The sequence below is a fragment of the Paraburkholderia sp. genome (genome assembly GCF_047605525.1).
Lineage (GTDB): Bacteria > Pseudomonadota > Gammaproteobacteria > Burkholderiales > Burkholderiaceae > Paraburkholderia.
The window spans coordinates 198,875-222,473 of sequence record NZ_JASGFN010000002.1 but is presented as its reverse complement, the minus strand read 5'-3'; the positions used below and the strand labels follow the sequence as shown (position 1 = coordinate 222,473).

Sequence of the window (23,599 nt, the reverse complement as noted above, 5' to 3'; positions counted from 1 at the left end):
TTTTCACGGATGCCGATGCCATGTCTGCTTCGAATCTTCAAATCGCGGGACTGTGCAAGCGCTACGGCGATTTCGTTGCGCTCGCGCCGACCAGTCTCGATGTCGCCGAAGGCGAATTCCTGACCTTGCTGGGACCCAGCGGCTCGGGCAAGACGACGCTGCTCAGTCTGATCGCGGGTCTTGCCCAGCCCGATAGCGGTCAGATCCGCATCAACGGCGTCGACGTCACGTACGGCGCACCGTATGAACGCGACATCGGCATGGTGTTCCAGAACTACGCACTCTTTCCGCACATGACGGTCGCGCAGAACATTGCGTTTCCGCTGCAGATGCGCAAGACCGACGCGAAGGCCACGCATGACAAGGTGATGCAGGCGCTGGAGATGGTGCATCTGCCGCACGTGGCGCAACGCTATCCACGCGAGCTGTCCGGCGGCCAGCAGCAACGGATCGCGCTCGCGCGCTGCATGGTGTACCGCCCTTCGATCATTCTGATGGACGAACCGCTCGGCGCGCTCGACAAGAAACTGCGCGATCACATGCAGCTCGAAATCAAGCGGATCCATCGCGAACTCGGTACCACGATCGTCTACGTGACGCACGATCAGGAAGAGGCCATGACGATGTCGGACCGCATCTGCCTGATGAACGCGGGTTCGATCGCCCAACTCGGCACGCCGGCCGATCTGTATTTCCGGCCCAACAGTGTGTTCGTCGCGGACTTTCTCGGCGAATCGAATCTGCTCGACGCGGTCGTGACGGGCCGTGCCGGCGATCAGGTACAGATCAGCCTGCAAGGCGTCGCGAAGGGCGAGGCGATGGCCTACGACCCGATGATCGGCAACGGCAAGCCGGTCAAGCTGATGCTGCGCCCGCAGAACGTGCGGGTTCACGACGGCGCGAACGCGGACGCAGACGGCGCGGGCACGCTGGCGGCCCGGCTCACCGACATCATGGTCACCGGCAGCATGACGAAGCTCTATCTTCAGCCCCACGCCGCCGACGCCGCGCCGCTCGTGGCCGCCTTCCCCACCGACCGTTTCGGCCGCCAGTACGAAGTTGGGCAAACGCTCGCCCTGTCGTGGCTTGCCACCGACGCCGTCGCCATCGCGGGGTAAGTGATGAATCATTCCGTTCTGAGCGCGCAGCCCACCCCCGTACCACCCCCCGCCCCGCGGCGCTCCGCGTGGCGTGCATGGTTGAGTCCCGGATCGAAGGGCGCGCCGCTCGTCGTGCTGCTTCTCGTGATGCTGGTCTATCCGGTGGGCCAGTTGCTGTTGCTGAGCGTGCATAACGACAGCGGCTTCACGCTGATCGAATACAAGCGGCTGTTCGCGTCGCCCGTCTATGTCGACGTGCTGCTGATCACGCTGAAGGTGTCGTTGTGGACCACTTTCTTCTCGGTACTGACCGGTTACCCGATCGCGTATCTGATTTCGTCGCTCACGCGCAAGCGCAAGAACCGGCTGCTGTTCTGGGTGCTGCTGTCGTTCTGGACCAGCTTTCTCGTGCGCACGTTTGCGTGGGTCGTGCTGCTCGGGCGTAACGGCGTCTTCAACCAACTGCTGCTCAAACTCGGCATCATCGACGAACCGTTGAGCCTGCTTTACCACTTCTCCAGTGTGATCGTCGGCATGGTGCATGCGCTGATGCCGCTCGCGGTGCTCACCATGCTGTCGGTGATGGAAAACATCGACCGCCGCCTGCCCAGCGCGGCGGCCACGCTCGGCGCGCGTCCCGGCACGGTGTTCTGGAAGGTGTACTTTCCGCTGTCGTTGCCCGGCGTGGCGGCCGGCGCATTGATGGTGTTCGTCACGGCAATAGGCTTCTTCATTACGCCGACGCTGCTCGGCGGCCGCCATCAGACGATGATCACGCAACTGATCATCGACCAGGTGATGCAGGCGCTGAACTGGGGCTTTGCCGGCGCGATCTCGGTCCTGCTGCTGGGTGTCGTGCTGATCGTGTTCCTGATTTACGACCGCATGGTGGGCCTCTCCACGATGGCTGGCGAAAGTAGCGCGGCCAAGGCTTCGCGCGCCGGTGGTGGCTGGAGCCGCAAACTGGGTGACGCGATCCTCACCGCGCTCGGCGTCGCGACGGATGCGCTGCTCGGCGTGCTGCCCAGGCGCCGCAAGCGGGCCCTGTCCGGCAACGGCGAAAGCCTGAGCCTGCGCGTCATCGTGTTTCTGCTGCTCGTGTTCCTGAGCGCGCCGGCGTTCCTGATGATTCCGCTGTCGTTCGATGCGGGGTCCGGGCTTGCGTGGCCGCCGCATGGCTTTTCGCTGCAGTGGTATCGGCAGATCGTCGATTCGCCGCTGTGGATGGAGGCCATCACGCGCTCGATGCTGGTCGGCCTCGGCACCGGCATACTTTCCATGCTGATCGGCACGCCCGCCGCATTCCTGCTGGTACGCGGCGGCATGCGCGGCAAGGCAGCCATGCTGGCGTTCGTGCTCTCGCCGATCGTCGTGCCGCGCATGATCATCGCGGTCGGTATCTTCTATTTCTTCGCGAAGATCGGTCTGGTGGGTTCGTCGTTCGGACTGGTACTTGCTCACACTACCGTGGCCGTGCCCTACGTGGTCATCACGATGATGGCCGTGCTGCGCAACTACGACACGCGCCTCGACCTCGCCGCCCAGAGCATGGGCGCCCGCCCGTGGGCCACGCTGCGCCGCGTCACCTTCCCCATCCTGGGCGCGGGGCTGTTGTCTTCGTTCCTGTTCGCGTTCGCCACGTCGTTCGACGAACTGACGATTGCCCTTTTCACCTCGGGCGGCGTGAGCACGACCTTGCCCAAGCAGTTCTGGGACGAAATCACGATGCAGATCTCGCCGGTCATCGCCGCGGTATCGACCTGCCTGTTCGTCTTCATCGCCGCGCTTATCTGGGTTGCGGATCGTCTGCGCCGACGCAGCCTCGCTTCCTGACGTCACATCACTTATAGAGACTCTTTATGCTTTCAGCACAACAATTGCGCGGTGTCCTGCCGGCCATTCCCACCCCCGTCAATGCGGACGACACGATCAACGTGGACGCCGCGCGCGCGCTGATGCGCTATCTGCTCAAACAGGGCGTGGACGGCATCGTGCCGCTCGGCGGCACCGGCGAATACGGCGCACTGGCGCGCGCCGAACGCATCCGCATGGCCGAAATCGCGGTCGGGGAAACGGCCGGCAGCGTGCCGGTCATCCCCGGCGTACTCGATCCCGGCTATCACGATGCGTTGCAGGCGGGTAAGGAGTTCGCCGCCGCGGGCGCGGATGGTTTGCTGGTCCTGACGCCCTACTACACGAATCCGACCCAGGCCGGCATTCGCGATTACTTCATGCGTTACGCCGATGAATCGCCGCTGCCGATCCTGATCTATGAGATTCCGTATCGCACGCGCATCGCGATTACCCCTGAAGTGCTGCACGAATTGTCCACGCACGAGCGAATCATCGGCATGAAGGCATGCAACACCGACATGTGGCACTTCCTGCGCACCATCGCCGGCGTCGATCCATCGTTCTCGGTGCTGAGCGGCGAGGACACGCTGTTTCCGCTCCATGTCGCGGCCGGAGCGCGCGGCGGCATCGTGGTCACAGCCAGCCTCCTGCCGGCCGCGTGGCGCAAGATCTACCAGCTCGCCAGCGAGGGCAAGACCCAGGAGGCACTGGCGCTGCACCGTTCGCTGATTCCGTTGATGAGCATGGCGTTCGCCGAGACCAACCCGGGGCCGATGAAGTCGGTGATGGATCTGATCGGCGTGCATGCGCCCGCCATGCTCGCGCCGCTCGTGCAGGCGGCGCCCGAATTGTCGGCGAGCCTGCGTGCCGAGCTCGCGAAACAGCTCGACGTGTTCGAGCGCCGTCTTTGATGGATCAGCGCGGATAACCGGTGAGCCGCGACTTCGAAATCGAAGTCGCGGCAACCTGGACATGTTGCGCGAGTTCGGCTTCCACCCTTTCGTATGACCAGCGGGAGGTCGGCACCGAAATATTGATCGCCGCGACGCCCATCCCGCCGTAATCCGTCACGGGTGCGGCAACCGAGATATCGCCGAGCACGGTTTCGTTTTCGATCAGCGCGTAGCCGCGCCGCGCCACCTTGCGCACGCGCTCCAGCAGCTTGTCAGGATCGGTTTCGGTGTAGTGCGTGAGCGGATCGAGGCGCGTTTGCGAAAGGATTTCGCGCACGCGCTCTTCGGACAACCGCGACAGAATCGCAATGCCCGCCGCGGTGAACATGGCCGGCAATCGCGCGCCGACCACGATATCGATGTTCACCAGGTGCTGACCGGGAAAGCGCGCGACGAACACGATTTCGTGGCCGTCGAGCTCCAGCAGATTAGTGGTTTCGCCGAGCCTCCGGCTGATGTCGAGCAGATATGGCGACGCCTTGTCGATGAGTTCGTTGGCGCGTACGTAGTTGTACGAGAACTGCAGCACCTTGGTGGTGAGGCCGTAGTTACGGGAGTCGGGCACCCGGTACAGATAGCCGAGCGTTTCGAGCGTATGCACCAGGCGCTGCGTCGCGCTGCGGTCGAGGCCCGACGCGCGCGCGATATCGACAAGCGTCATATGCCGGTTCGGACCGTCGAACGCATGCAGCACCTGAAAGGCTTTCTCGGTCGAGCCGACGAAAAGCGACGAACGTGCATTGGCTGGGTCGCGTGGTGTCCTGGACGTTTTGGTTGCGCGTTCTGACATGGCGGTGACCTGGCTGAAAATAGATTGAGATTGAATGAGATCGAATGACGGTTATCTCAATTGTAATGCAATCGAATTGGTCAGTTGAAGTACAACCAGAGCGCGGTGAGCGCCGGGAGTGTTCATGTTTTCGTGTGTCGCCGACTACCGGCAAGCCGCCCGTCGCCGTTTGCCGCGGCTTGCGTTCGATTATCTCGACGGCGGAGCCGAGGACGGCGACGCGTTACAGCGCAACGGCGACGCGTATCGGCGCTGGCTCTTCAAGCCCCGTGTGCTGACCGATGTATCCCGCTGTTCGAGCGCCACGCAATTCTTCGGACGCGCGGCGTCCGCGCCGTTGATCGTCGGACCCACTGGCCTGAACGGCCTGTTCTGGCCGCGCGCCGACGAATTGCTCGCACAGGCTGCGAGTTCGGCGGGCTTACCCTTCGTCATGTCGACCGCGTCGACGTCGTTGCTGGAGGATGTGCGCGCAGCCGCGCCGCAGGCCGACCTGTGGCTCCAGTTGTATGTCCAGCAGGATCGCCGCATTGCGGAAGACCTGATGCGGCGCGCGCGCCTGGCAGGCTTTTCGACGCTCGCTCTCACGGTAGACGTGCCCGTGCACGGCAAGCGCGATCACGACATGCGCAACGGCTTCAGCTTGCCGCTGCGGCTCTCGCCGAAACTGATCGCCGATTGCCTGAGCCATCCGTCCTGGTGCTGGCAAATGCTGCGTTACGGATCTCCCGCGCTGAAGAACATCGCGAAAAGTGTCGGCGAGCGCGATGACCTGGCGCGCCACGCCGCGATGCTGAGCCGCCAGATGGATCTGAAGCTTTCATGGCCGGATCTTGCGTGGCTGCGACGACACTGGGACGGCAAGCTGATCGTCAAAGGCGTTCAGGGTGTCGATGACGCGCTGTTGGCAATGCGTCACGGCGCCGATGGCATTGTGTTGTCCAATCACGGTGGCCGGCAATTAGGCAGCACGTTTGCGCCGCTCGAAATACTGCCGCAGGTCGTCGATGCAGTCGACGGCCGGATCGAGGTGTTGATCGATGGCGGCGTACGACGGGGCAGCGATGCGTTGAAAGCGGTGGCACTGGGCGCGCGCGGCGTTCTGCTGGGGCGCGCGCCGCTGTACGGACTGGCTTCGCGGGGCGCCGCCGGGGTTCGCGAAGTCCTGGCGCTCATGATGAGCGAGATGCTGATTGCAATGCAGTTGCTGGGGTGCGAAAGGATCGAGGATCTGGGGCGGACGTTCGTCGGCCGGGACACGGAATCCGGTGACTTCGAGCGGGCGGAAATGCCGCGCTGAAGCAGCGGTCGACGCCGTTCTTTCCAAATTCTCTAGCATACTGGGATGGGGTATAGGAGAATACTTCGATCCGTATTCTTCGAGACCCCGTCATGCCCCATACCGTCGAGGAAAAGAAGCGCGTTCTGGCCCGCGTGCGGCGCGTGCGCGGCCAGATCGATGCGATCGAGCGCGCATTGGAAGACGGTATCGAGTGCGGCCCGATTCTTCAGCAGATCGCCGCCGTGCGCGGCGCCATCAACGGCTTGATGGCGGGCGTGCTGGAAAGTCACCTGCGCGAAGAGTTTTCGAACCTCGCCGAGGTGGACGGCCCACCGCGGCAGTCCATCGACGACGTGCTATCGCTCGTGCGTTCCTACCTTCGTTAATTCAGATGCGGCGCTCGCCCGCGCCATCGCCGCATCGCCTTTCACCTTGAGAGGATTCCCATGAAATCTCGTGCTGCCGTTGCATTCGGTCCCGGCAAACCCCTGGAAATCGTCGAGATCGACGTCGAGCCGCCCCGCAAGGGCGAAGTGCTGGTGAAGATCACGCACACCGGTGTGTGTCACACCGACGCCTTCACGCTCTCGGGTGAGGATCCCGAAGGCATCTTTCCCGCCGTGCTGGGTCACGAAGGCGCGGGCATCGTCGTGGAAGTGGGCGAAGGCGTGACGAGCGTGAAGCCCGGCGACCACGTGATTCCGCTCTACACCGCCGAATGCGGCGAGTGCCTTTTCTGCAAGAGCGGCAAGACCAACCTGTGCGTGTCCGTGCGCGCCACCCAGGGCAAGGGCGTGATGCCCGACGGCACCACGCGTTTCAGCTATAACGGCGAGCCCATCTATCACTACATGGGCTGCTCCACGTTCAGCGAATACACGGTGGTGGCCGAAGTCTCGCTCGCGAAGATCAACCCGCAAGCCAATCCCGAGCAGGTCTGCCTGCTCGGCTGCGGCGTGACCACCGGCCTCGGCGCCGTGAAGAACACCGCGAAAGTGCAGGAAGGCGACTCGGTGGCCGTGTTCGGCCTGGGCGGCATTGGTCTCGCGGTCATCCACGGCGCCGCGCTCGCCAGGGCCGGCCGCATCATCGCCATCGACACCAATCCGGGCAAGTTCGAACTCGCGAAGGCTTTTGGCGCCACGGACTGCGTGAATCCCAGGGATCACGAAAAGCCCATCCAGCAGGTGATAGTGGAAATGACGGGCTGGGGCGTCGACCATAGCTTCGAATGCATCGGCAACGTCAACGTGATGCGCGCGGCGCTCGAATGCGCGCATCGTGGCTGGGGCCAGTCGGTCGTCATCGGCGTGGCGGGTGCCGGCCAGGAAATTTCCACGCGACCGTTCCAGCTCGTCACGGGCCGGCGCTGGCTCGGCACCGCATTCGGCGGCGTCAAGGGCCGCTCTCAACTGCCGGGCATGGTCGAAGACGCGATGTCAGGCAAGATCCGGCTCGCACCGTTCGTCACTCACACGAAGGAGCTCCCGGAAATCAACGAGGCTTTCGACTTGATGCATGAGGGCAAGTCGATCCGGACCGTCGTCCACTTTTGAGTCGACGGTGGCTGTGCACCCAAGGAGGCACATCATGACTACCGCTATTCATCCAACCATTGATCGAGGCATTCAGAAAGGCGCCGAAAATTTCGCCGGCGGCACATTGCGCTGCCAGTGCAGCAAGGATCCGGTCGAAGTGCGCATCGGCGCGCAGGTCGCGTTCAATCACGCGTGCGGCTGCACCAAATGCTGGAAACCGGCAGGCGCGCTGCTCTCCGTGGTCGGCGTCGTGCCGCGCGACAAGGTGTCGGTCACCGCGCACGGCGAAAAACTGAAGGTAGTGGATGAAAAGGCACCGATTCAACGCCATGCATGCAGCGCCTGCGGCACGCACATGTATGGCCGCATCGAAAACAGGGGCCATGCTTTTTACGGGCTGGACTTCATTCACACCGAACTGTCGGAAGACGCCGGTTGGGATGGTCCTGGGTTCGCGGCCTTCGTGTCGTCGATCATCGAAAGCGGAACCCCGCCGTCGCACATGGCCGGAATCCGTCAATCGCTGCGTGACAAGGGACTGGAACCGTACGATTGTCTGAGCCCCACCCTGATGGACATTCTGGCCACGCAGGCGGCCAAACTGAAGGGCACTTATCGCGAGGCCTGAGCAGTAACAAACCCTGTGTTGACGCTCGCGGCTTTCAGGCGTTTCAACCAAAACTGGCCACAATTACATTAACAACTGCTGCCACACCATCGATATGATTGTGGAAAGCACTATTCATAGCCAGTTATTCCCTACGCCACGCCTGATTGCCGCCCGCATGCCGTTGCGCTGCCACCCCGCCTCGACCTGATACCGGGCTAGCGCTCGCCGATTCCGCCGGGCGTCCGACGAATCAGATCACTATCCGATCACTTCGCGGCGTACAGGCAGTCTCACACAGGAGGCAATATGCACATCGGCGTTCCGAAGGAGATCAAGAACCACGAGTATCGCGTCGGTCTCACGCCGTCGTCCGTGCGTGAGATCGTCGCGCATGGACACGGCGTGGACATCGAGACAGGAGCGGGCAGCGGCATCGGCGCAACGGACGACGCATACCGCGCAGCAGGCGCGCGGATCGCACCGACGGCTGAAGCGGTGTTTGCCGCCGCCGACATGATCGTCAAGGTCAAGGAGCCGCAAGCGCGCGAGCGCGCGCTGCTGCGCGAAGGACAGATTCTCTTCACCTATCTGCATCTCGCGCCGGACCCGGAGCAGTGCGCCGAGCTCGTCAGCAGCAACGCGGTCTGCATTGCCTACGAGACCGTCACGCAGCAAGGGGGTGGACTGCCTCTGCTCGCGCCCATGTCCGAAGTCGCGGGCCGCATGTCGATTCAGGCAGGCGCGTTCTGTCTGGAACGCGCGCACGGCGGCAAGGGCATCCTGCCCGGCGGCGTGGCGGGCGTGCCCTGCGCGAAGATCGTGATTCTCGGCGCCGGCGTGGTCGGCGCCAATGCCGCGCAGATGGCTGTCGGCACAGGCGCGCAGGTCGTCGTGATCGACCGCAATGTCGATGCGTTGCGACGCATGGACCGGCTGCTCGGCGCACGCGTGATCACCGTGTATTCGAATCAGGACAATATCGAACAACACGTGCTCGATGCCGACCTCGTGATCGGCGGCGTGCTCGTGCCCGGCGCCGCCGCGCCCAAGCTCGTGACGCGCAGGATGGTCGAGGCGATGAGTGCCGGCTCCGTCATCGTCGACGTCGCGATCGATCAGGGCGGATGCTGCGAAACCGCGAAGCCCACCACTCACGCGGAGCCGACTTATATGGTCGGCGAAGTCGTGCATTACTGCGTCGCGAACATGCCTGGCGGCGTGCCACGCACGTCCACCTATGCGCTCAATAATGCGACGCTGCCGTTTGTCCTGCAGATCGCGGATAAAGGCTGGCGCAAGGCGCTCACCGATGACGGGCATCTGCGACGCGGGCTGAACGTGGCGTTCGGCAAGGTAACCTGTCCCGAGGTCGCCGAAGCGCTGGGCTATGCCTGCGAAGACGCAGTGGCCGTCGCCGCGGGATAGCGACACGACAGCATGCAGATGGAGCGCGGGCGGTCGTCCGGTCGCGCCTTGACGTACCTTCAGCCCTTCACGCGTTCGGATCGCGGATCATACGGCGCCTTCAGATGCACCGTTGCCCTCACCTGTTCGCCCGCCACGTCGATCGTGTAGCGGCCTTCGTTGAGCCACGCGGCATCGGCGGCACCGTCCGCGCGGCTCACGAAACCCAGTGCAACCGGACATCGCAGCGTATGTCCAAACGCAGCGGACGTTACCGCCCCTACCGGCTCGCCGTCGCGCAAAATGCCCTCCCCGCCCCACAGCATCAGATGTTCGGCGCCGTCGGCCGTCAGAACCACGAGACGCCGCCGCAGCGGTGCGTCGCGTAGACGCAGGAGCGCGTCACGACCGCGGAACGCGATGTCCTTGTCGAGCTTGCAGGCGAACGCAAGCCCTGCCTCGAACGGATTGCAATCCGGCGAGAGTTCGCGGCCCCATGCCCGATAGCCCTTTTCGATCCGCAGCGATTCGATTGCGTAATAGCCGGCGTTGACGAGGCCGAATGGCTTGCCGGCCGCGTGCAGGGTCTCGTAGACACTCACCGCGAATTCGACCGGCACATACAGTTCCCAGCCCAGCTCGCCCACGTAGGTGACGCGCGTCGCGCGCACGCTCGCGTAGCCGATATCGACTTCGCGGCTCTGGCCGAAGGGGAAAGCCGCGTTGCTCCAGTCGGCCTTCGACACGCTTTGCAGCAGCGCGCGAGCGTGCGGGCCCATCACCGCCAGCACGGCGTACTGGCCGGTGACGTCGACGACGACGCAGTGGCGCTCGGGGGCAATCGCCTTCTCGAAGTAATCGAGGTCGCGCGTTGCCTGCGCCGAGCCCGTCACGATCAGGTATTGGTCGTCGGCAAGACGGGTCAGCGTGAGATCGGATTCGTAGGTGCCGCGCTCGTTGAGCACGCCGGTGTAGACGGTGGTGCCGGGCGGCACCGCGATGTCGTTCGCGACGATGCCCTGCAGCACCGCTTCGGCGTCGCGCCCCTTGACGAGCAGTTTCGCAAACGAGGTCATGTCGAACAGCGCGACTCCTTCGCGGCAGGCGCGATGCTCGGCCCCGCTCCACGGCAGCCAGTTCTGCTGACCGAACGCGTAGTCGATGCGCGCGTCGCCGGGGCTCGGCGCGAAGAAGTTGGGCCGCTCCCAGCCCATCTTGCTGCCGAAGCAGGCGCCGTCGTCGCGCAACTGCGCATATAAAGGCGAGCGCCGGAACGGCCGCGCGGTATCGAGCTCGCGATTCGGCCACGGCATCGCGTAATGCAGGCCGAGCGTTTCCTTCACGCGGTCATGCAGCCACCTGTCGTTGCCGTTGAAGCGCGCGAAGCGGCGGATATCGACGGGCCACAGGTCCATCGTCGGCTCGCCGGCGACGATCCATTCGGCGAGCGCCATGCCCGCGCCGCCCGCCGACGCGATCCCCATCGAATTGAACCCGGCGCCCACGAAAAAGCGGCGCAGCTCCGGCGCCTCGCCAAGAATGAAGTTGTTGTCGGGCGTAAACGATTCGGGCCCGTTGTAGAACTGCCTGACTTGCGCGGTCTCGAGCGCCGGCACGCGCACGAGCGCGTTTTCCATCAGGATCTCGAACTGGTCCCAATCATCCGGCAGAAGCTGGAACTCGAAGTTCTCGGGGATGCCCGCCATGCCCCACGGCTTCGCGTCGGGCTCGAAGCCGCCCATCACGAGCCCGCCGACTTCCTCCTTGAAATAGATGTAGCCGTCCGGATCGCGCATCACCGGCAGGTCGCGATGCACCCCGGGGATCGGCTCGGTGACGATGTAGTAGTGCTCAGCCGAATGCAGCGGCACCGTGACGCCGCACAGCCGTCCGACCGCCTTGGCCCACTGGCCCGCGCAGTTGACGACGATGTCGGCGTGCAGCGTGCCTTCGGCGCCGTCCTTGTGGCGCCACGTGACGCCGCAGGCCTCGCGGCCGTGACGTGACGCGCGGGTCTGCACCGCGGTGATGCGAACGTTTTCGACGATGCGCGCGCCGCGCAGGCGTGCTCCGCGTGCGAGCGACTGCGTCAGATCGGTCGGATTCGCCTTGCCGTCGCCCGGCAGCCAGACCGCGCCGAGCAGATCGTCGGTGCGCATCACCGGCCACAGCTCGCCGGCCTCGCGCGGCCCGATCACCTCGCAGGCGACGCCGTAGGCGCGCGCGCCCGCCGCCGTGCGCTTCAGCTGGATCATCCGCTCGGCGGTGCGCGCGACCGATAGTGAGCCGCACTGCTTCCAGCCCGTGGCCAGCCCCGTTTCGGCCTCGAGTTCCGCGTAGAGCTTCGTGGAGTAGCGAATCAGCTTCGTCATGCTTTCCTGCGCCCGCAACTGCCCGACGAGACCGGCCGCGTGCCAGGTGGTGCCGCACGACAGTTGTCCCTGCTCGAGCAGGACGATGTCGGTCCAGCCGAGCTTCGTCAGGTGCCAGGCAACCGAACAACCGACAATGCCGCCGCCGATGATGACGACCCGGGTTTGGCCGGGGATTTCCGTGGACATGGGGCAACCTCGCTGTGAATAAGTGTGGCAATCTGTGGAAATCAATGTTGACACAGAATGCAACGAAATAACGCAAAAAACAACATTAAACGTAGATGGCGATGAAAACGGCGTGGGCGACCAGCACGGTCTGGACTTCGTGTAGACGCAGCAATGACGTGGTTCGGCGGCGTTGCGTAAGTGCGTAGTGTTGAACGATGTCACCGTCGGATCGCGGCAACAGCGCCACTCGCGCGCCGCTTCGCCCACATAAATTTAGAAATTTCGTGGAAATGTGTGTTATTTTGTGGCTTTGTGACATCTGAAAATGGACACGCCGTCGCATGCCGTGTCTGCGCCGCTTTTTTGTTCCGATCACCCTGCTCGCCATGTATCCGTTGCTACGCCGCGCCGAAATTCTGCGGATCGTCCAGTCTCAGCGCACCACGTCGATTACCCAGCTCGCTCAGGCGCTGGCCGTGTCCGACGAGACGATCCGACGCACCGTCAAACCGCTGATCGAGGAAGGACTGCTCGTCAAGGTGCACGGCGGCGTGATGCTGCCGAGTCACCTCGAAGAGTCGCCATTCCGGCGGCGCATGCATGAGCACCAGGCGGAAAAGCAGATCGTCGCCCAGCAGATCGCCGAGCTGGTGCAGGACGGCGATTCGCTGATCCTCGACAGCGGAACGACCTGCATGCACATCGCCCAGGCACTGCGCAAGCGCGCGCGGCTCACGGTGGTGACCAACTCCGCGGCCATCGCCAGCCTGCTCGCGCAGCACAACGGCAATCGCGTGTTCATGGCCGGCGGTGAGCTCTGCGCGGACGATGCCGCCGCGCTCGGCGAATCGGTGCTCGCGTACATCCGGCAGTTTCATGTGAAGTACGCGATCGTCTCGGTAACGGCCGTCGATGACGAGGGACGCCTGATGGACGCGCAGCCCTGGGATGTCGAGTTCGCGCGTGCCGCGTTCGGGCAGGCGCGGCAGCGGGTCGTCGTCGCGGTGCACGCGAAGCTCCGGCACAGCGCGCTGGTGTGTGCGATGAACGCCGACGAGATCGACATGCTGGTCACCAATGAGCCGCCAGACGCGCATTTTGAGCAGATCTTCGCCGGCGCCGGCGTCGAGGTGCGCTATCCGGGCAGCGCGGCCACCGTCCTCGCCGCGCGGATCCCGGTGGTTGCGCCGCCGGATGCGCCAGCGGAGCTTGCGCGCCACCACCTCGGCACGCAGGCTCCGGGCAAGGCAGCGCATCGTTCTTCTTTAATGCGCGGTCCCCTCGACCCGCTCAGCCATCCATCCAGCGGCACCATCGCCGACGATGCGCACGGAGTGCCACACCATGCTCGATAACCGGTCCGCCTCGCCCGAGCCGACTTCATTGAATCCGAATCGCCGGCTCGCGATCGATCGCATCGATTACATCCTGCAGAGGCTCGAGGCGAGCGGTTCGGTCAGAGTCGCGAACCTGTCGGCGACGCTCTGTGTATCGCGCGAAACGATCCGCCGCGACCTGAAAACCCTCGCGGAACAGGGCCGGGCGAATCTCGTGCACGGCGGCGCGGCGCGACCGTCCGTCGCCGAGCCGACGCTGGCAAGCCGCGAGGCCGCGAATGCGCTGGGCAAGGCGGCCATCGGCGCCGCGGCCGCGCGACTCGTCGCGGATGGGATGGTCGTGCTGATCGACTCCGGCTCGACCACGCTGGCGCTTGCCGCGGCGCTGCAGCATCACCGCGATCTCACGGTGATCTCGAACAGCCTGCCGATCGCGCTGATGCTGTGCCGCGCGCCCGGCGTGAAAGTCGTCGCGCTGGGCGGCGACATCGATCCGAACGATGAGGCCGCTTTCGGCGTCGAGACCATGACGGCGCTCAGCCATTTCCGCGTCGACCTGGTGTTTCTCGGCGTGGGCGGCATCTCGCCGGACGGCGAACTCACCGACTATTCGCGGCTCGCGGCCGAGCAACGCCATCTGATGATGAAGGCGGGCAAGAAGGTGTATGTGCTCGCGGACCACAGCAAGTTCGAGCACGACACGCCCGTGCGCATCGCGCCCGTCGCGCATATCGCCGGACTGATCGTCGACGCGGAGCCGCCCGCGGGCATCGTCCGCGCATGCGCCGACCAGGGCCGGGAAATCATCGTCGCCAGTCGCCAGAGCTAGGGGCATGTTCCCCTGACAAAAAAATGATGGATCGCGGGCTGGCCGGACGCCACTAGGTTGCTGGAGGCGACGCGATGGCGGGAAAGCGGACGGTGACACTCAAGCCGGTTTGCTTCGCCTGGTCTGAGAAGTCGAGGCGGATTTCAGCGCCGATGCGATTGGCAATCGTCTGGACGATGGACAGCCCGAGGCCCGAGCCGAGCTGCTCGCTGCCAAGCGTGCGGTAGAAGGGATCGAAAACGCGGTCCCGTTCGGCCAACGGGATGCCTGGCCCGTTGTCCTGGATGCGCAGCTCGGCGTTCCCGCCCGACACATCCACCAGAAGATCGACACGCCCTCCGTCTGGTGTGTAGCGAATGGCGTTATCGACAAGGTTCTTGACCACGGCGATCATGTCCAGCTCGCTTGCCCACACATAGGCGTCTTGTGTGCCCTCGACCCCGATGTCGATGTGTTTGGTCTCGGCCAGCGGCATGAGGTCTTCCAGCACGCGACGATAGATGCTCTGGACGGATACCGGCGACTGTGGTTCGTCGGTGGCTGACTGCGCCCTGGCCAAGGTCAGAAGTTGATCCAGCAGGCTCCGGCCGCGCTCGATGCCCTGGCGCAGCACCGCCAGCCGTTCGCGTGCCAGGCCGGACATTTCCGCGTCTGCCAGTCGCTCCGCTTGCAGCGAAAGAGCGGTGAGCGGTGAGCGCAGCTCGTGTGCCGCATCCGCCACAAAGCGGCGCTGAGATTCCATCGACTGGCTGACACGGGCGAGCAGGCGATTGATCGCCACGGCGAAGGGGCGCACCTCGACCGGAAGGTGCCGGTCTTCGACGGGGTGCAGTTCCTGCTCGGCGCGCTGGTCGATTTCCCTGGAGAGCGCGGCAATGGGCCGGAACATCTTGCGCACCAGGTCGGCGACGACCAGCAGCAGAACCGGCACGAGAATCAGGAAGGGCATCACGGTGCGCAGCGCCCCGTCGCGAGCGATCTTATTGCGAAAGCCGGATTCCTGTGCCACGGCGATGCGTTCCCCGGAAGTGGTGGTCTTGACCAGCACGCGGAACGTCTCGCCGCCGACCTCCAGCGTATGCAGCCCATCGGCCAGCGTCGTCGGCAGGGAAAGCGTGCCGCCTGCATCCACGCTTGCCGCGGACGGATTGGCTTCACCCAAACGTTGGACGATCACACGCGATTCTTCATCGGCATCCTTGAGCCGGGTACTGGTGGCCGGCGGGGCAGGCGACAGGCGCTGACGATCCATGAGCTCCGCCACCTGGCGCAGTACGTCGTCCTGTAGCTCGTGGGCCTCATCGAAGGCGGACAGGAACGAGAAGATGCCTGCCACGATGGCCACCACGAGGATGGCCAGCGACAGGGTAAAGGACAACTTGAGCTGAACCGACTCGTTCAAGCGCCTTTTGAGACCATCCATCCGACTCCCCTGACGTTCCTGATGACCTTGCTGCCCAGCTTGCGCCGCAGTGCATGGATCAGATATTCGACGGCATTGCTTTCGACCTCTTCCCCCCAACCGTAGATGCGATCCTCCAGCTCGCCACGCGAGAGAATGGCCCCAGGCCGCACCAGCAAGGCGTGCAGCAGCGAGAACTCACGGTTGGACAGTTGCAGTGGGGAACCGCCATTGACACTGGCCTCCTTCGTGGCTGGATCGAGCGACACCACGCCATTGCTGAGCACAGGCGCGGCCGTGCCGCCCTTGCGCCGCAGAACGGCGCGCATCCTTGCCAGCAGCTCCGCCATCTGAAAGGGTTTGGACACGTAGTCGTCGGCCCCGCCGTCCAGCCCGCGTAGACGGTCATCCAGGCCGTCGCGCGCTGTGATGATGAGCAGGGGAATCGGGTTGTCCCTGGCGCGGATGCTGGCCAGCACCTCCAGCCCATCCTTGCCAGGCAGCCCCAGGTCGAGTAGCACCAGGTCGTAGTGCTGGCAGCCCAGCGTCGTGAAGGCGGTTTGCCCGTCCTTCACCCAATCGGCGGCGTAGGATGCATCCTTCAAGGCGCCCTGGATCGCGTCGCCGATCATGGGATCGTCTTCGACCAGCAATACCCGCATTCCCCCTCCCTTCAATCGTTATTCAATGTGCCGTGCTGGCCGCCCGCTGCCTGAACAGCAGGATCGCGGTCAGCAACAAGGCCAGCAGCAAGCTCGAACCGCCAGCGTATCCGATCCCGAGCGAACGATCCGCAAAATCGGCGAGCGTCGTGCCGACCGTGGTCGTGGCGATGACGGTGGTCCAGTACAGGAATGGTTTGATCTGCGCGATCACGACGGCAAGGAAGATCGCCGCAAAAATGCCCGTGCCGACCAGGTAGCCCAGGTTCATGGACATCGAGACGGCATCGCCACCAGTTTCGCCGAGCGTCGTGGCGGCAATCTTGATGAGCCAGAAGCCCAGCGTGACTTCGGGCACCTTGGCCAGAGCGTGTTCAGTGGAGGTTTTCATGGGGCACGCTCGCGGGTCAGGCTTTGCCTTCGAGCCTGTCGAAGGTTTTCAGCAGGGCAGCCATCGCTGCCTTGCAGTCGGCCTGGCTTGGCGCGTCGGCGCGCAGCGCCGCAAGCGACTTGTCGATGGCCTTGTCGAGCACATGCCAGTCGTCGGCGGCCCTTGGTTTCAAACCAGCCTCGGCCGTGTCCCATGCGACTTCCAGATCCTTGATGCGGGTCCTGGCAGCGGGCAGGTCGCCCTTGTCAACGATGGCGACGACATCGGTGGCGATGCCGCGGAACGCCGACAGGTCGCCGAGTCTGGAGGCGGCTTTGACCTGTGATGCCGAGACTGTCTGGGCCGGTGTTGTCGGTGCTGCGCTCGCGTTGCTCTGATCGGTCGGCCTGGAACAACCGGCCGCCAGGGCCAGCAGCAAGGCGACCGACACGGCGGCGACAGGACGAGCGATTGAGTGCTGCATGGGCATGTTTTTCTCCTTGTGTTGAGGGAAGAGGGTTATTCGGCGAGCCACGGCCTGTTCACGCTAGTAACGGGCTTGCGCTGGCCGCGATCCATTCCTAGGCTGAGCGGCGCCCATTCATGCCGATCTGCGCGGCGGCCACCAGCATGACGATCACCGAGAGGAACAGGGCACTGGTCCACATGGCGCCCATGCCAAGGCCGCCGTAAGTATTGGCCTGCGTCAGCAGGTCGCCGAGTGAGGCCCCGAAGGGACGGGTCAGGATGTAGGCGATCCAGAAGGTCAACACGGCATTGCCGCCCCTGCGCCAGGCGGCATAGGTGATGCCTATCAGCGCACCGAACGCCACCGCGCCCCAGCTAAAGCCCAGGCCCAATGCCTCGGTCGCCAGGTCGCCAGCAGCGGTGCCCAGCGCAAACGTGCAGAGGATGGCGGCCCAATAGAACAACTCCCGGCTGCGCGTCACGATGTCGTGGATGGACAGGGTGCGCTCGACCCGATACCAGACAAGGAAGATAGCGGCGAGCGCCACGGCGAACGCCGAGGTGCTGATGTACAGGCTGACGCCCAGGCCATCGGTCAGCAGGTCTGTGATCTGGGTGCCGACCACGCTGACCAGCACCACCGTCAGCCAGTAAATCCAAGGGGTGTAGCGGCGGGTGCGCAACTGCGCAAATAGGGCTGCCGCCAGCAAGGCAGCCATGACCGTGCGGGTCACGCCCTGGCCCAGGCCCGCGTTGACCGCCAGAAAATCGGCACCCGTCTCACCCACCGTGGTAGACATGATCTTGATGATCCAGAACGACAGCGCGACTTCCGGGACTTTGTTGAGCCAGCCCGTGGGGCTGCTCGTGGGCAATTTGTTCATGGTGTTCTCCTGCCTGAGTGAAAAGGTTTGCCAGCAGTCTGATCAGGTTGACTTAGCCCTGCCATAGGCTCACTCGCGCACCCATCCCAGTGCGATCAGCCTGCGGAAAATCCGGTGGTGAATGCCGGAGGCAAGCCGGTAGCTCGGCTCCAGATACCAGCGTGCTTCACGCGACGTCATCCAGGCAGAGAATGCAGCGACCGTGGCAGCCCCAGCCATGTCGAACGGGAAGTGAACTCCCAGATAGATGCGCGCCCAGGCGATGGGGATGCCCAGCAAGGCCAATCCGATGCCTGCGATTCGTGAGCCTCGTTGCAGCATGAGACTGAAGGCAACCGCCCACCACAGCGTCAGGTGATCGCTTGGGAATGACGAATCGGCAACATGGGGGATGAGGGTGTGGCCCAGGCCGATCATGAAAGGCCGGGGATGCAACCAGGTCAGGCCGATGACCTGGTTGATGAGCAGGCCCAGCCATCCCGCTGCAGTTGCGACGAGCATCGTCTTGCGGGTGGTCTCGCTGCCGCGCAACCAGCCGGTGCCGATCAGGAGCGGCACCGCCCAGATGAGCCGCTCGGCAAGGAAGATGGCCAGTGTCAGCGCCAAGGCGCCGGGGTGCTCCGGCGCGTTGAGCCAGAGAAAGATTGTCTGGTTGAGTGATTCCATGAGGTCTCCGGGCCGGGTCGCCTCACAGCGGACGATCCGGCCATGCTGGCGAGGTGTCAGTCCTGCCTGTCGTGGTCGTCATCCTGATCCGCCTTGTCCTCGGCGGACGAGATGACCGTGCCCTTGTCGGCATCGACCCGGACATCGAAGACCTTGGCCCCGCTGACGACCTCCACGTCATAGACCCAGCCTTGCTTCGAGTTTTCGTACTCGGCGCGCGACGCCTTGCCGTTGGCGTGCTGCTCGGCAACGGTGACAGCCTGAGTGAGCGGAATCCTGGCCCTGGTGATTGCCAGGGCGTCGTTTTCCATGCCGCCCCAGGCGGCGTGGGCGACCGCGCCGGTTGCAGCAATGGCAATGGCCAGCAGAGAAAGTTTGGTGTAGCGGTACATGATGCTTCTCCAGAAGCGTGCGGGGATTTGCACGGTGGAGAAGCTACGCAGGCAGACTTAGCTCGTACTGAGCCAGGCGATCGCCCTTTGGGATGTCGGGGAACGGCCTGGCGTGCGCGAGACCAACGCGGTGTTCGCCGGCTTCATCGCCGTGTACGTGCTCAAGGAGCCGTTCAGCCGCGTGCGTACCGCGGCCGCTACCCTGACGCTGGCCGGCCTCGCGTTGATGCGGATTTTCTGAGCGCCACCCGTCGGCGGTGACGCGACGCCCGCATCGCTCACGCGTTCGATACCGCCTGTTCAATACCCGTTAACTCACCCCTCCCCTGCCCGCCGCCCACTCCGGGTTTGTCCCGAGCAGTGGCGGCTTTCCCATATCTGTCGCGGACTTCAGCATCTTCAGACGGGTTTCTTCATGCTCACGGCTAATGTGGCAAATTTTGGCGTCTTGACTGTTTTTGTTGCGGCTCCTAGAGTGCTTTTCAAGCACTGCCTCAGTACCTGAATCAACCATGAGGAGACATCGATGACAGGTTCCACGCATGCCTCGCCGGCTTGTTCCGAAACTGGCGATCCGCTGTTGCTGACGCCGGGCCCGCTCACTACGTCGCGCACCGTCAAGGCCGCGATGGTTCATGACTGGGGCTCCCGGGACGCCAACTTCATCGAAATCAATCGCTCGGTGCTCGCGCGCCTCGCCGCCATCGCCAATGGCGCGCCCGACTGGGTCACGGTGCCGATGCAGGGCTCGGGGACCTTCGCGGTCGAGGCCATGCTCACGACGTTCGTGCCGCCCGGCGGCGAGGTGCTGGTGCTGATCAACGGCGCCTATGGCAAGCGCGCGAAGCGCATCCTCGACATCGCCGGCCGCAAGACCGTCGTGCACGAAACGGCCGAAGACACGCCGCCCGACCTCGCCCAGATCGAGAAGGTGCTGGCCGCCACGCCCTCGATCACGCATGTGTTCGCGGTCCACTGCGAGACCACCGCGGGCATCCTCAACCCGATCGCGCAGATCGGCGCACTTGCCGCCCGCTTCGACAAGGGCTATCTGGTCGACTCGATGAGCGCGTTCGGCGCGTTGCCGATCGACGTGCGGGCGATGCATATCGATGCCGTCGCCGCTTCGTCGAACAAGTGCATCGAAGGCGTGCCCGGCCTCGGCTTCGTGATCTGCCGCCGCGACGCGCTGACCCGCGCGCAGGGCAACGCGACCACGCTCGTGCTCGATCTGCACGAGCAGTGGACCAATCTCGAAAAGACCAGCCAATACCGCTTCACGCCGCCCACGCACGTGATCGTCGCGTTCCATCAGGCGCTCGAGGAATTCGCTGCCGAAGGCGGCGTGGCGGGACGCGGCGCGCGCTATCGCAACAACTGCCGGATTCTCGTCGAAGGGATGCGCGCGCTCGGCTTCAGGCCGCTGCTGTCCGAGGCGCTGCAGGCGCCGATCATCGTGACCTTCCACATGCCCGAGGACCCGCGTTTCGAATTCCAGCGCTTTTACGACAGCCTGAAGGCGCGCGGCTATGTGATCTATCCGGGCAAACTGACCGTCGCCGACTCGTTTCGCATCGGCTGCATCGGCCGCCTCGGCGAGCGCGAGATGCGCGGCGCGCTCGCCGCGATCGGCGAAGTGCTCGAAGAGATGGGCATGAGCCGGTCCGTCGCCAGAACGGCATGAAGGAGGATGTGATGAGTACGTTGCAAGACACCGGGGTGAGCGTCAACGGCCGCGACTATCGGTTTCCGTCGGTGCCGGTCGTCGTCATCTGCCTCGACGGTTCGGAGCCGGCCTATATCGAGGAAGCCGCGAAAGCCGGGCACGCGCCGAACCTCGCGAGGCTGCTGCGCACGGGCACGAGCCGCATCGCCCAGTGCGTGATTCCGAGCTTCACGAACCCGAACAACCTGTCGATCGTGACGGGCCGCCCGCCCAGGGTGCACGGCATCGCGGGCAACTACTTCTACGACCGCGCGAGCGGCGAAGAAGTCATGATGAACGACGCCCGCTTCCTGCGCGCGCCGACGATCTTCGCCGCGTTCCACGATGCCGGCGCGAAGGTCGCGGTGGTCACCGCGAAGGACAAGCTGCGCACGCTGCTCGGCAAGGGGCTCGACTTCACGAGTGGCCGCGCGATCGCCTTTTCGGCTGAAAAAGCCAACGAGGCGACGCGCGCGCAGAACGGTCTGGGCGACGTGCTCGCCTACGTCGGCAAGCCACTGCCGGATGTGTATTCGGCGGACCTGTCCGAGTTCGTGTTCGCGGCGGGCGTGAAACTGCTCGACAGCTTCCGGCCCGACCTGATGTACCTGTCGACGACGGACTACGTGCAGCACAAGGCGGCGCCGGGCTCCCCGAAAGCCAACGAGTTCTACGCGATGTTCGATCGCTACGTCGGCGCGCTCGATGCGGCGGGCTGCGTGCTTGCGATCACCGCCGATCACGGGATGAACGGCAAGCATCGCGCGGATGGCACACCCGACGTGCTGTATCTGCAGGATCTGTTCGACGACTGGACCGGCAAAGGCCGCGCGCGCGTGATCCTGCCCATCACCGATCCGTACGTCGCGCATCACGGCGCGCTCGGCTCTTTCGCGACGATCTATCTGCCCGAAGGGACCGACGCGGCGGAAGCCGCGGCGCTGCTCGAGCGGCTGCGCCGGACCGAAGGCATCCAGCTCGCGCTCACGAGCGCCGAGGCCTGCGAGCGCTTCGAGCTGCCGCCCGACCGGATCGGCGACGTGGTCGTGATCGGCACGCGCGCCAAGGTGTTCGGCACGAGCGCCGCGCGTCACGACCTGTCGGGTCTGACCGAGCCACTGCGTTCGCATGGTGGGCTGTCGGAAGAAAACGTGCCGCTGATCGTCAACCGCGAAATCGACTGGCCGGCAGCGCGCGCGCTGCGCAACTTCGACATTTTCGACGTCGCGCTGAACCACGTATTGCAGGGCGCCGCCGCATAGCGCGCCGAACCCGGCCCACGTGCCCCGCCTGCGCGGCGGCACGCGGGCCCCACCGGATCATTGAACGAGGTATTCGATGGACGTGATGACCAAACCCGCAATCAGGCAGGAAACGATGCGCATCGCCGGCCGGCACGTGAGCACCGACGATCTGATCGAAGTCTTCAACCCCTACACGAACGAGGTCGTGGGGACCGTGCCCGCGGGCCGTCCCGAGCACGTGCAGGAGGCGTTCGCGAAGGCGCACGCCTTCAGGCCGCGGCTCACCCGCTTCGAGCGCCAGCGCATCCTGCAGCGCACGGCGGAGATACTGAGCGAGCGCAAGGAGGACTTCGCGCGCCTGATCACCATGGAGTCGGGGCTGTGCTGGAAGGACGGGCTTTACGAAGCGAGCCGCGCCTACGACGTGTGGTCGTTCGCGGCGCAGCTCACCTGCAAGGACGACGGCGAGATCTATTCCTGCGATATCAGTCCGAACGGCAAGAACCGCAAGATTTTCACGACGCGGCTGCCGCTGCTCGGCGTGATCTCGGCGATCACGCCGTTCAACCACCCGCTGAACATGGTGAGCCACAAACTTGCGCCCGCGATCGCGACCAACAACCGCGTGGTGCTCAAACCCACCGAGCTCACGCCGCTCACCGCGCTCGCGCTCGCCGACGTGCTCTATGAAGCGGGTCTGCCGCCGGAGATGCTGAGCGTCGTCACCGGCAATCCGCGCACGATGGGCGACGCGATGATCACCGATCCACACGCCGATCTGATCACCTTCACGGGCTCCGTGCGGGTCGGCAAGTACATCGCGCAAACCGCGGGCTATCGCCGCACGGTGCTGGAGCTCGGCGGCAACGATCCGCTGATCGTGATGGAGGACGCCGATCTCGACAAGGCCGCGCAGCTCGCGGTGACCGGCGCGACGAAAAATTCGGGGCAGCGCTGCACGGCGGTCAAGCGGATTCTGGTGGTGCAAAGCGTGGCCGATGCCTTCGTCGAACGGGTGCTCGTGCATGCGAAAAAGCTCAAATGCGGCGACCCGATGGATCCGTCCGTCGACGTGGGCACCGTCATCAACGAGGCGGCCGCGCAGCTGTTCGAGCGCCGCGTGGCCGACGCGCAAGCGCACGGTGCGCGCGTGCTCTACGGCGCGCCGCGACAGGGCGCGCTGTTCCATCCGACCGTGGTCGACCACGTGCCGTACGACTGCGAACTCGTGCGCGAGGAGACCTTCGGGCCGGTGATTCCGATCATCCGCGTGCCGGATGCGCTCGACGAAGTCATCCGCATTTCGAACTCGACCGCCTATGGTCTTTCGTCGGGCGTCTGCACGAACCGGCTCGACTACATCACGCGCTTCGTCAAGGAACTGGAGGTCGGCACCGTGAACGTCTGGGAAGTGCCCGGCTATCGCACGGAGATGTCGCCGTTCGGGGGCATCAAGGATTCAGGCAACGGATACAAGGAGGGCATGGTCGAGGCAATGAAGAGCTTTACCAATGTACGGACCTGGTCGATGCCCTGGGAGTGAGCGGCCGCGCGGCCACATGAAGT

Annotated in this window: 22 protein-coding genes and 1 pseudogene; 14 read left to right on the top strand and 9 right to left on the bottom strand. The window is 64.5% G+C overall.

What is annotated here, in order from left to right; all coding sequences use genetic code 11:
* Positions 1-20 precede the first annotated feature (20 nt).
* From QM685_RS03355 to dapA, 3 genes are all read left to right on the top strand, one after another.
* On the top strand, positions 21-1,118 hold the full coding sequence (locus QM685_RS03355; RefSeq protein WP_415112707.1) for an ABC transporter ATP-binding protein: 1,098 nt from the start codon (positions 21-23) through the stop codon (positions 1,116-1,118).
* Between the two features lie 129 nt (positions 1,119-1,247).
* Positions 1,248-2,933 carry an ABC transporter permease subunit gene (locus tag QM685_RS03350; RefSeq protein WP_415113100.1) on the top strand — a complete coding sequence of 562 codons (1,686 nt, stop codon included), beginning with the start codon at positions 1,248-1,250 and terminating at the stop codon, positions 2,931-2,933.
* 26 nt (positions 2,934-2,959) lie between these two features.
* Complete coding sequence (gene dapA / locus QM685_RS03345) at positions 2,960-3,865, top strand: 4-hydroxy-tetrahydrodipicolinate synthase (protein WP_415112705.1); 906 nt, start codon at positions 2,960-2,962, stop codon at positions 3,863-3,865.
* A 4-nt stretch (positions 3,866-3,869) separates the two neighbouring features.
* Here dapA and QM685_RS03340 read toward each other — a convergent pair whose 3' ends face one another.
* Entirely contained in the window at positions 3,870-4,697 is an 828-nt protein-coding gene (locus QM685_RS03340) for an IclR family transcriptional regulator (RefSeq protein ID WP_415112703.1), read from the bottom strand.
* Positions 4,698-4,821: 124 nt separating this feature from the next.
* Between QM685_RS03340 and QM685_RS03335 the strand changes: the two genes are divergently transcribed.
* The 5 genes from QM685_RS03335 (at position 4,822) to ald (ending at position 9,552) form a co-directional block, all read left to right on the top strand.
* A complete protein-coding gene (locus QM685_RS03335; protein ID WP_415112701.1) occupies positions 4,822-5,997 on the top strand; it encodes an alpha-hydroxy acid oxidase in 1,176 nt (391 codons plus the stop codon).
* 92 nt (positions 5,998-6,089) lie between these two features.
* Entirely contained in the window at positions 6,090-6,365 is a 276-nt protein-coding gene (frmR, locus tag QM685_RS03330; RefSeq protein ID WP_415112699.1) for a formaldehyde-responsive transcriptional repressor FrmR, read from the top strand.
* Between the two features lie 60 nt (positions 6,366-6,425).
* Positions 6,426-7,535: an S-(hydroxymethyl)glutathione dehydrogenase/class III alcohol dehydrogenase gene (locus tag QM685_RS03325; RefSeq protein WP_415112697.1), complete on the top strand. Its 1,110-nt coding sequence runs from the start codon at positions 6,426-6,428 to the stop codon at positions 7,533-7,535.
* A gap of 34 nt (positions 7,536-7,569) precedes the next feature.
* Positions 7,570-8,145 carry an S-(hydroxymethyl)glutathione synthase gene (gene gfa / locus QM685_RS03320; protein ID WP_415112695.1) on the top strand — a complete coding sequence of 192 codons (576 nt, stop codon included), beginning with the start codon at positions 7,570-7,572 and terminating at the stop codon, positions 8,143-8,145.
* 288 nt (positions 8,146-8,433) lie between these two features.
* Positions 8,434-9,552, top strand: coding sequence for an alanine dehydrogenase (gene ald / locus QM685_RS03315; protein ID WP_415112693.1), 1,119 nt, complete (start codon positions 8,434-8,436; stop codon positions 9,550-9,552).
* A gap of 59 nt (positions 9,553-9,611) precedes the next feature.
* Here the strand turns inward: ald and QM685_RS03310 are convergent, their stop codons facing one another.
* The gene (locus QM685_RS03310) at positions 9,612-12,092 is read right to left on the bottom strand and encodes a GcvT family protein (protein ID WP_415112691.1); all 2,481 of its coding nucleotides are present in this window, start codon (positions 12,090-12,092) and stop codon (positions 9,612-9,614) included.
* A 323-nt stretch (positions 12,093-12,415) separates the two neighbouring features.
* Between QM685_RS03310 and QM685_RS03305 the strand changes: the two genes are divergently transcribed.
* On the top strand, positions 12,416-13,429 hold the full coding sequence (locus QM685_RS03305; protein ID WP_415112689.1) for a DeoR/GlpR family DNA-binding transcription regulator: 1,014 nt from the start codon (positions 12,416-12,418) through the stop codon (positions 13,427-13,429).
* Positions 13,419-14,240 (top strand): DeoR/GlpR family DNA-binding transcription regulator, encoded by an 822-nt coding sequence (locus QM685_RS03300; protein WP_415112687.1) that lies wholly within the window; start codon positions 13,419-13,421, stop codon positions 14,238-14,240. Before QM685_RS03305 ends, QM685_RS03300 begins: the two co-directional genes overlap by 11 nt.
* Positions 14,241-14,292: 52 nt before the next feature.
* Here the strand turns inward: QM685_RS03300 and QM685_RS03295 are convergent, their stop codons facing one another.
* The 7 genes and pseudogenes from QM685_RS03295 to QM685_RS03265 form a co-directional block, all read right to left on the bottom strand.
* Positions 14,293-15,663 (bottom strand): ATP-binding protein, encoded by a 1,371-nt coding sequence (locus QM685_RS03295; protein WP_415112685.1) that lies wholly within the window; start codon positions 15,661-15,663, stop codon positions 14,293-14,295.
* Positions 15,639-16,304, bottom strand: a complete 666-nt coding sequence (locus QM685_RS03290; RefSeq protein ID WP_415112684.1) for a response regulator transcription factor — start codon at positions 16,302-16,304, stop codon at positions 15,639-15,641. Before QM685_RS03290 ends, QM685_RS03295 begins: the two co-directional genes overlap by 25 nt.
* Positions 16,305-16,332: 28 nt before the next feature.
* A pseudogene (locus QM685_RS03285) lies at positions 16,333-16,695 on the bottom strand (hypothetical protein); the annotation flags it as partial.
* 16 nt (positions 16,696-16,711) lie between these two features.
* Positions 16,712-17,164, bottom strand: a complete 453-nt coding sequence (locus QM685_RS03280) for a hypothetical protein (protein ID WP_415112682.1) — start codon at positions 17,162-17,164, stop codon at positions 16,712-16,714.
* Positions 17,165-17,255: 91 nt separating this feature from the next.
* Positions 17,256-18,026: a hypothetical protein gene (locus tag QM685_RS03275; protein WP_415112680.1), complete on the bottom strand. Its 771-nt coding sequence runs from the start codon at positions 18,024-18,026 to the stop codon at positions 17,256-17,258.
* Positions 18,027-18,095: 69 nt separating this feature from the next.
* Positions 18,096-18,692, bottom strand: coding sequence for an undecaprenyl-diphosphatase (locus tag QM685_RS03270; protein ID WP_415112678.1), 597 nt, complete (start codon positions 18,690-18,692; stop codon positions 18,096-18,098).
* 56 nt (positions 18,693-18,748) lie between these two features.
* A complete protein-coding gene (locus QM685_RS03265) occupies positions 18,749-19,084 on the bottom strand; it encodes a PepSY domain-containing protein (RefSeq protein ID WP_415112676.1) in 336 nt (111 codons plus the stop codon).
* A 112-nt stretch (positions 19,085-19,196) separates the two neighbouring features.
* Here QM685_RS03265 and QM685_RS03260 point away from each other — a divergent pair, with 112 nt between their 5' ends.
* The 4 genes from QM685_RS03260 (at position 19,197) to phnY (ending at position 23,576) form a co-directional block, all read left to right on the top strand.
* Positions 19,197-19,325, top strand: coding sequence for a hypothetical protein (locus tag QM685_RS03260; RefSeq protein ID WP_415112674.1), 129 nt, complete (start codon positions 19,197-19,199; stop codon positions 19,323-19,325).
* A gap of 285 nt (positions 19,326-19,610) precedes the next feature.
* Positions 19,611-20,768: a 2-aminoethylphosphonate--pyruvate transaminase gene (locus QM685_RS03255; protein WP_415112672.1), complete on the top strand. Its 1,158-nt coding sequence runs from the start codon at positions 19,611-19,613 to the stop codon at positions 20,766-20,768.
* An 11-nt stretch (positions 20,769-20,779) separates the two neighbouring features.
* On the top strand, positions 20,780-22,051 hold the full coding sequence (phnA, locus tag QM685_RS03250; protein ID WP_415112671.1) for a phosphonoacetate hydrolase: 1,272 nt from the start codon (positions 20,780-20,782) through the stop codon (positions 22,049-22,051).
* Positions 22,052-22,127: 76 nt separating this feature from the next.
* Positions 22,128-23,576 carry a phosphonoacetaldehyde dehydrogenase gene (phnY, locus tag QM685_RS03245; protein ID WP_415112669.1) on the top strand — a complete coding sequence of 483 codons (1,449 nt, stop codon included), beginning with the start codon at positions 22,128-22,130 and terminating at the stop codon, positions 23,574-23,576.
* The last annotated feature ends 23 nt before the right edge of the window (positions 23,577-23,599 follow it).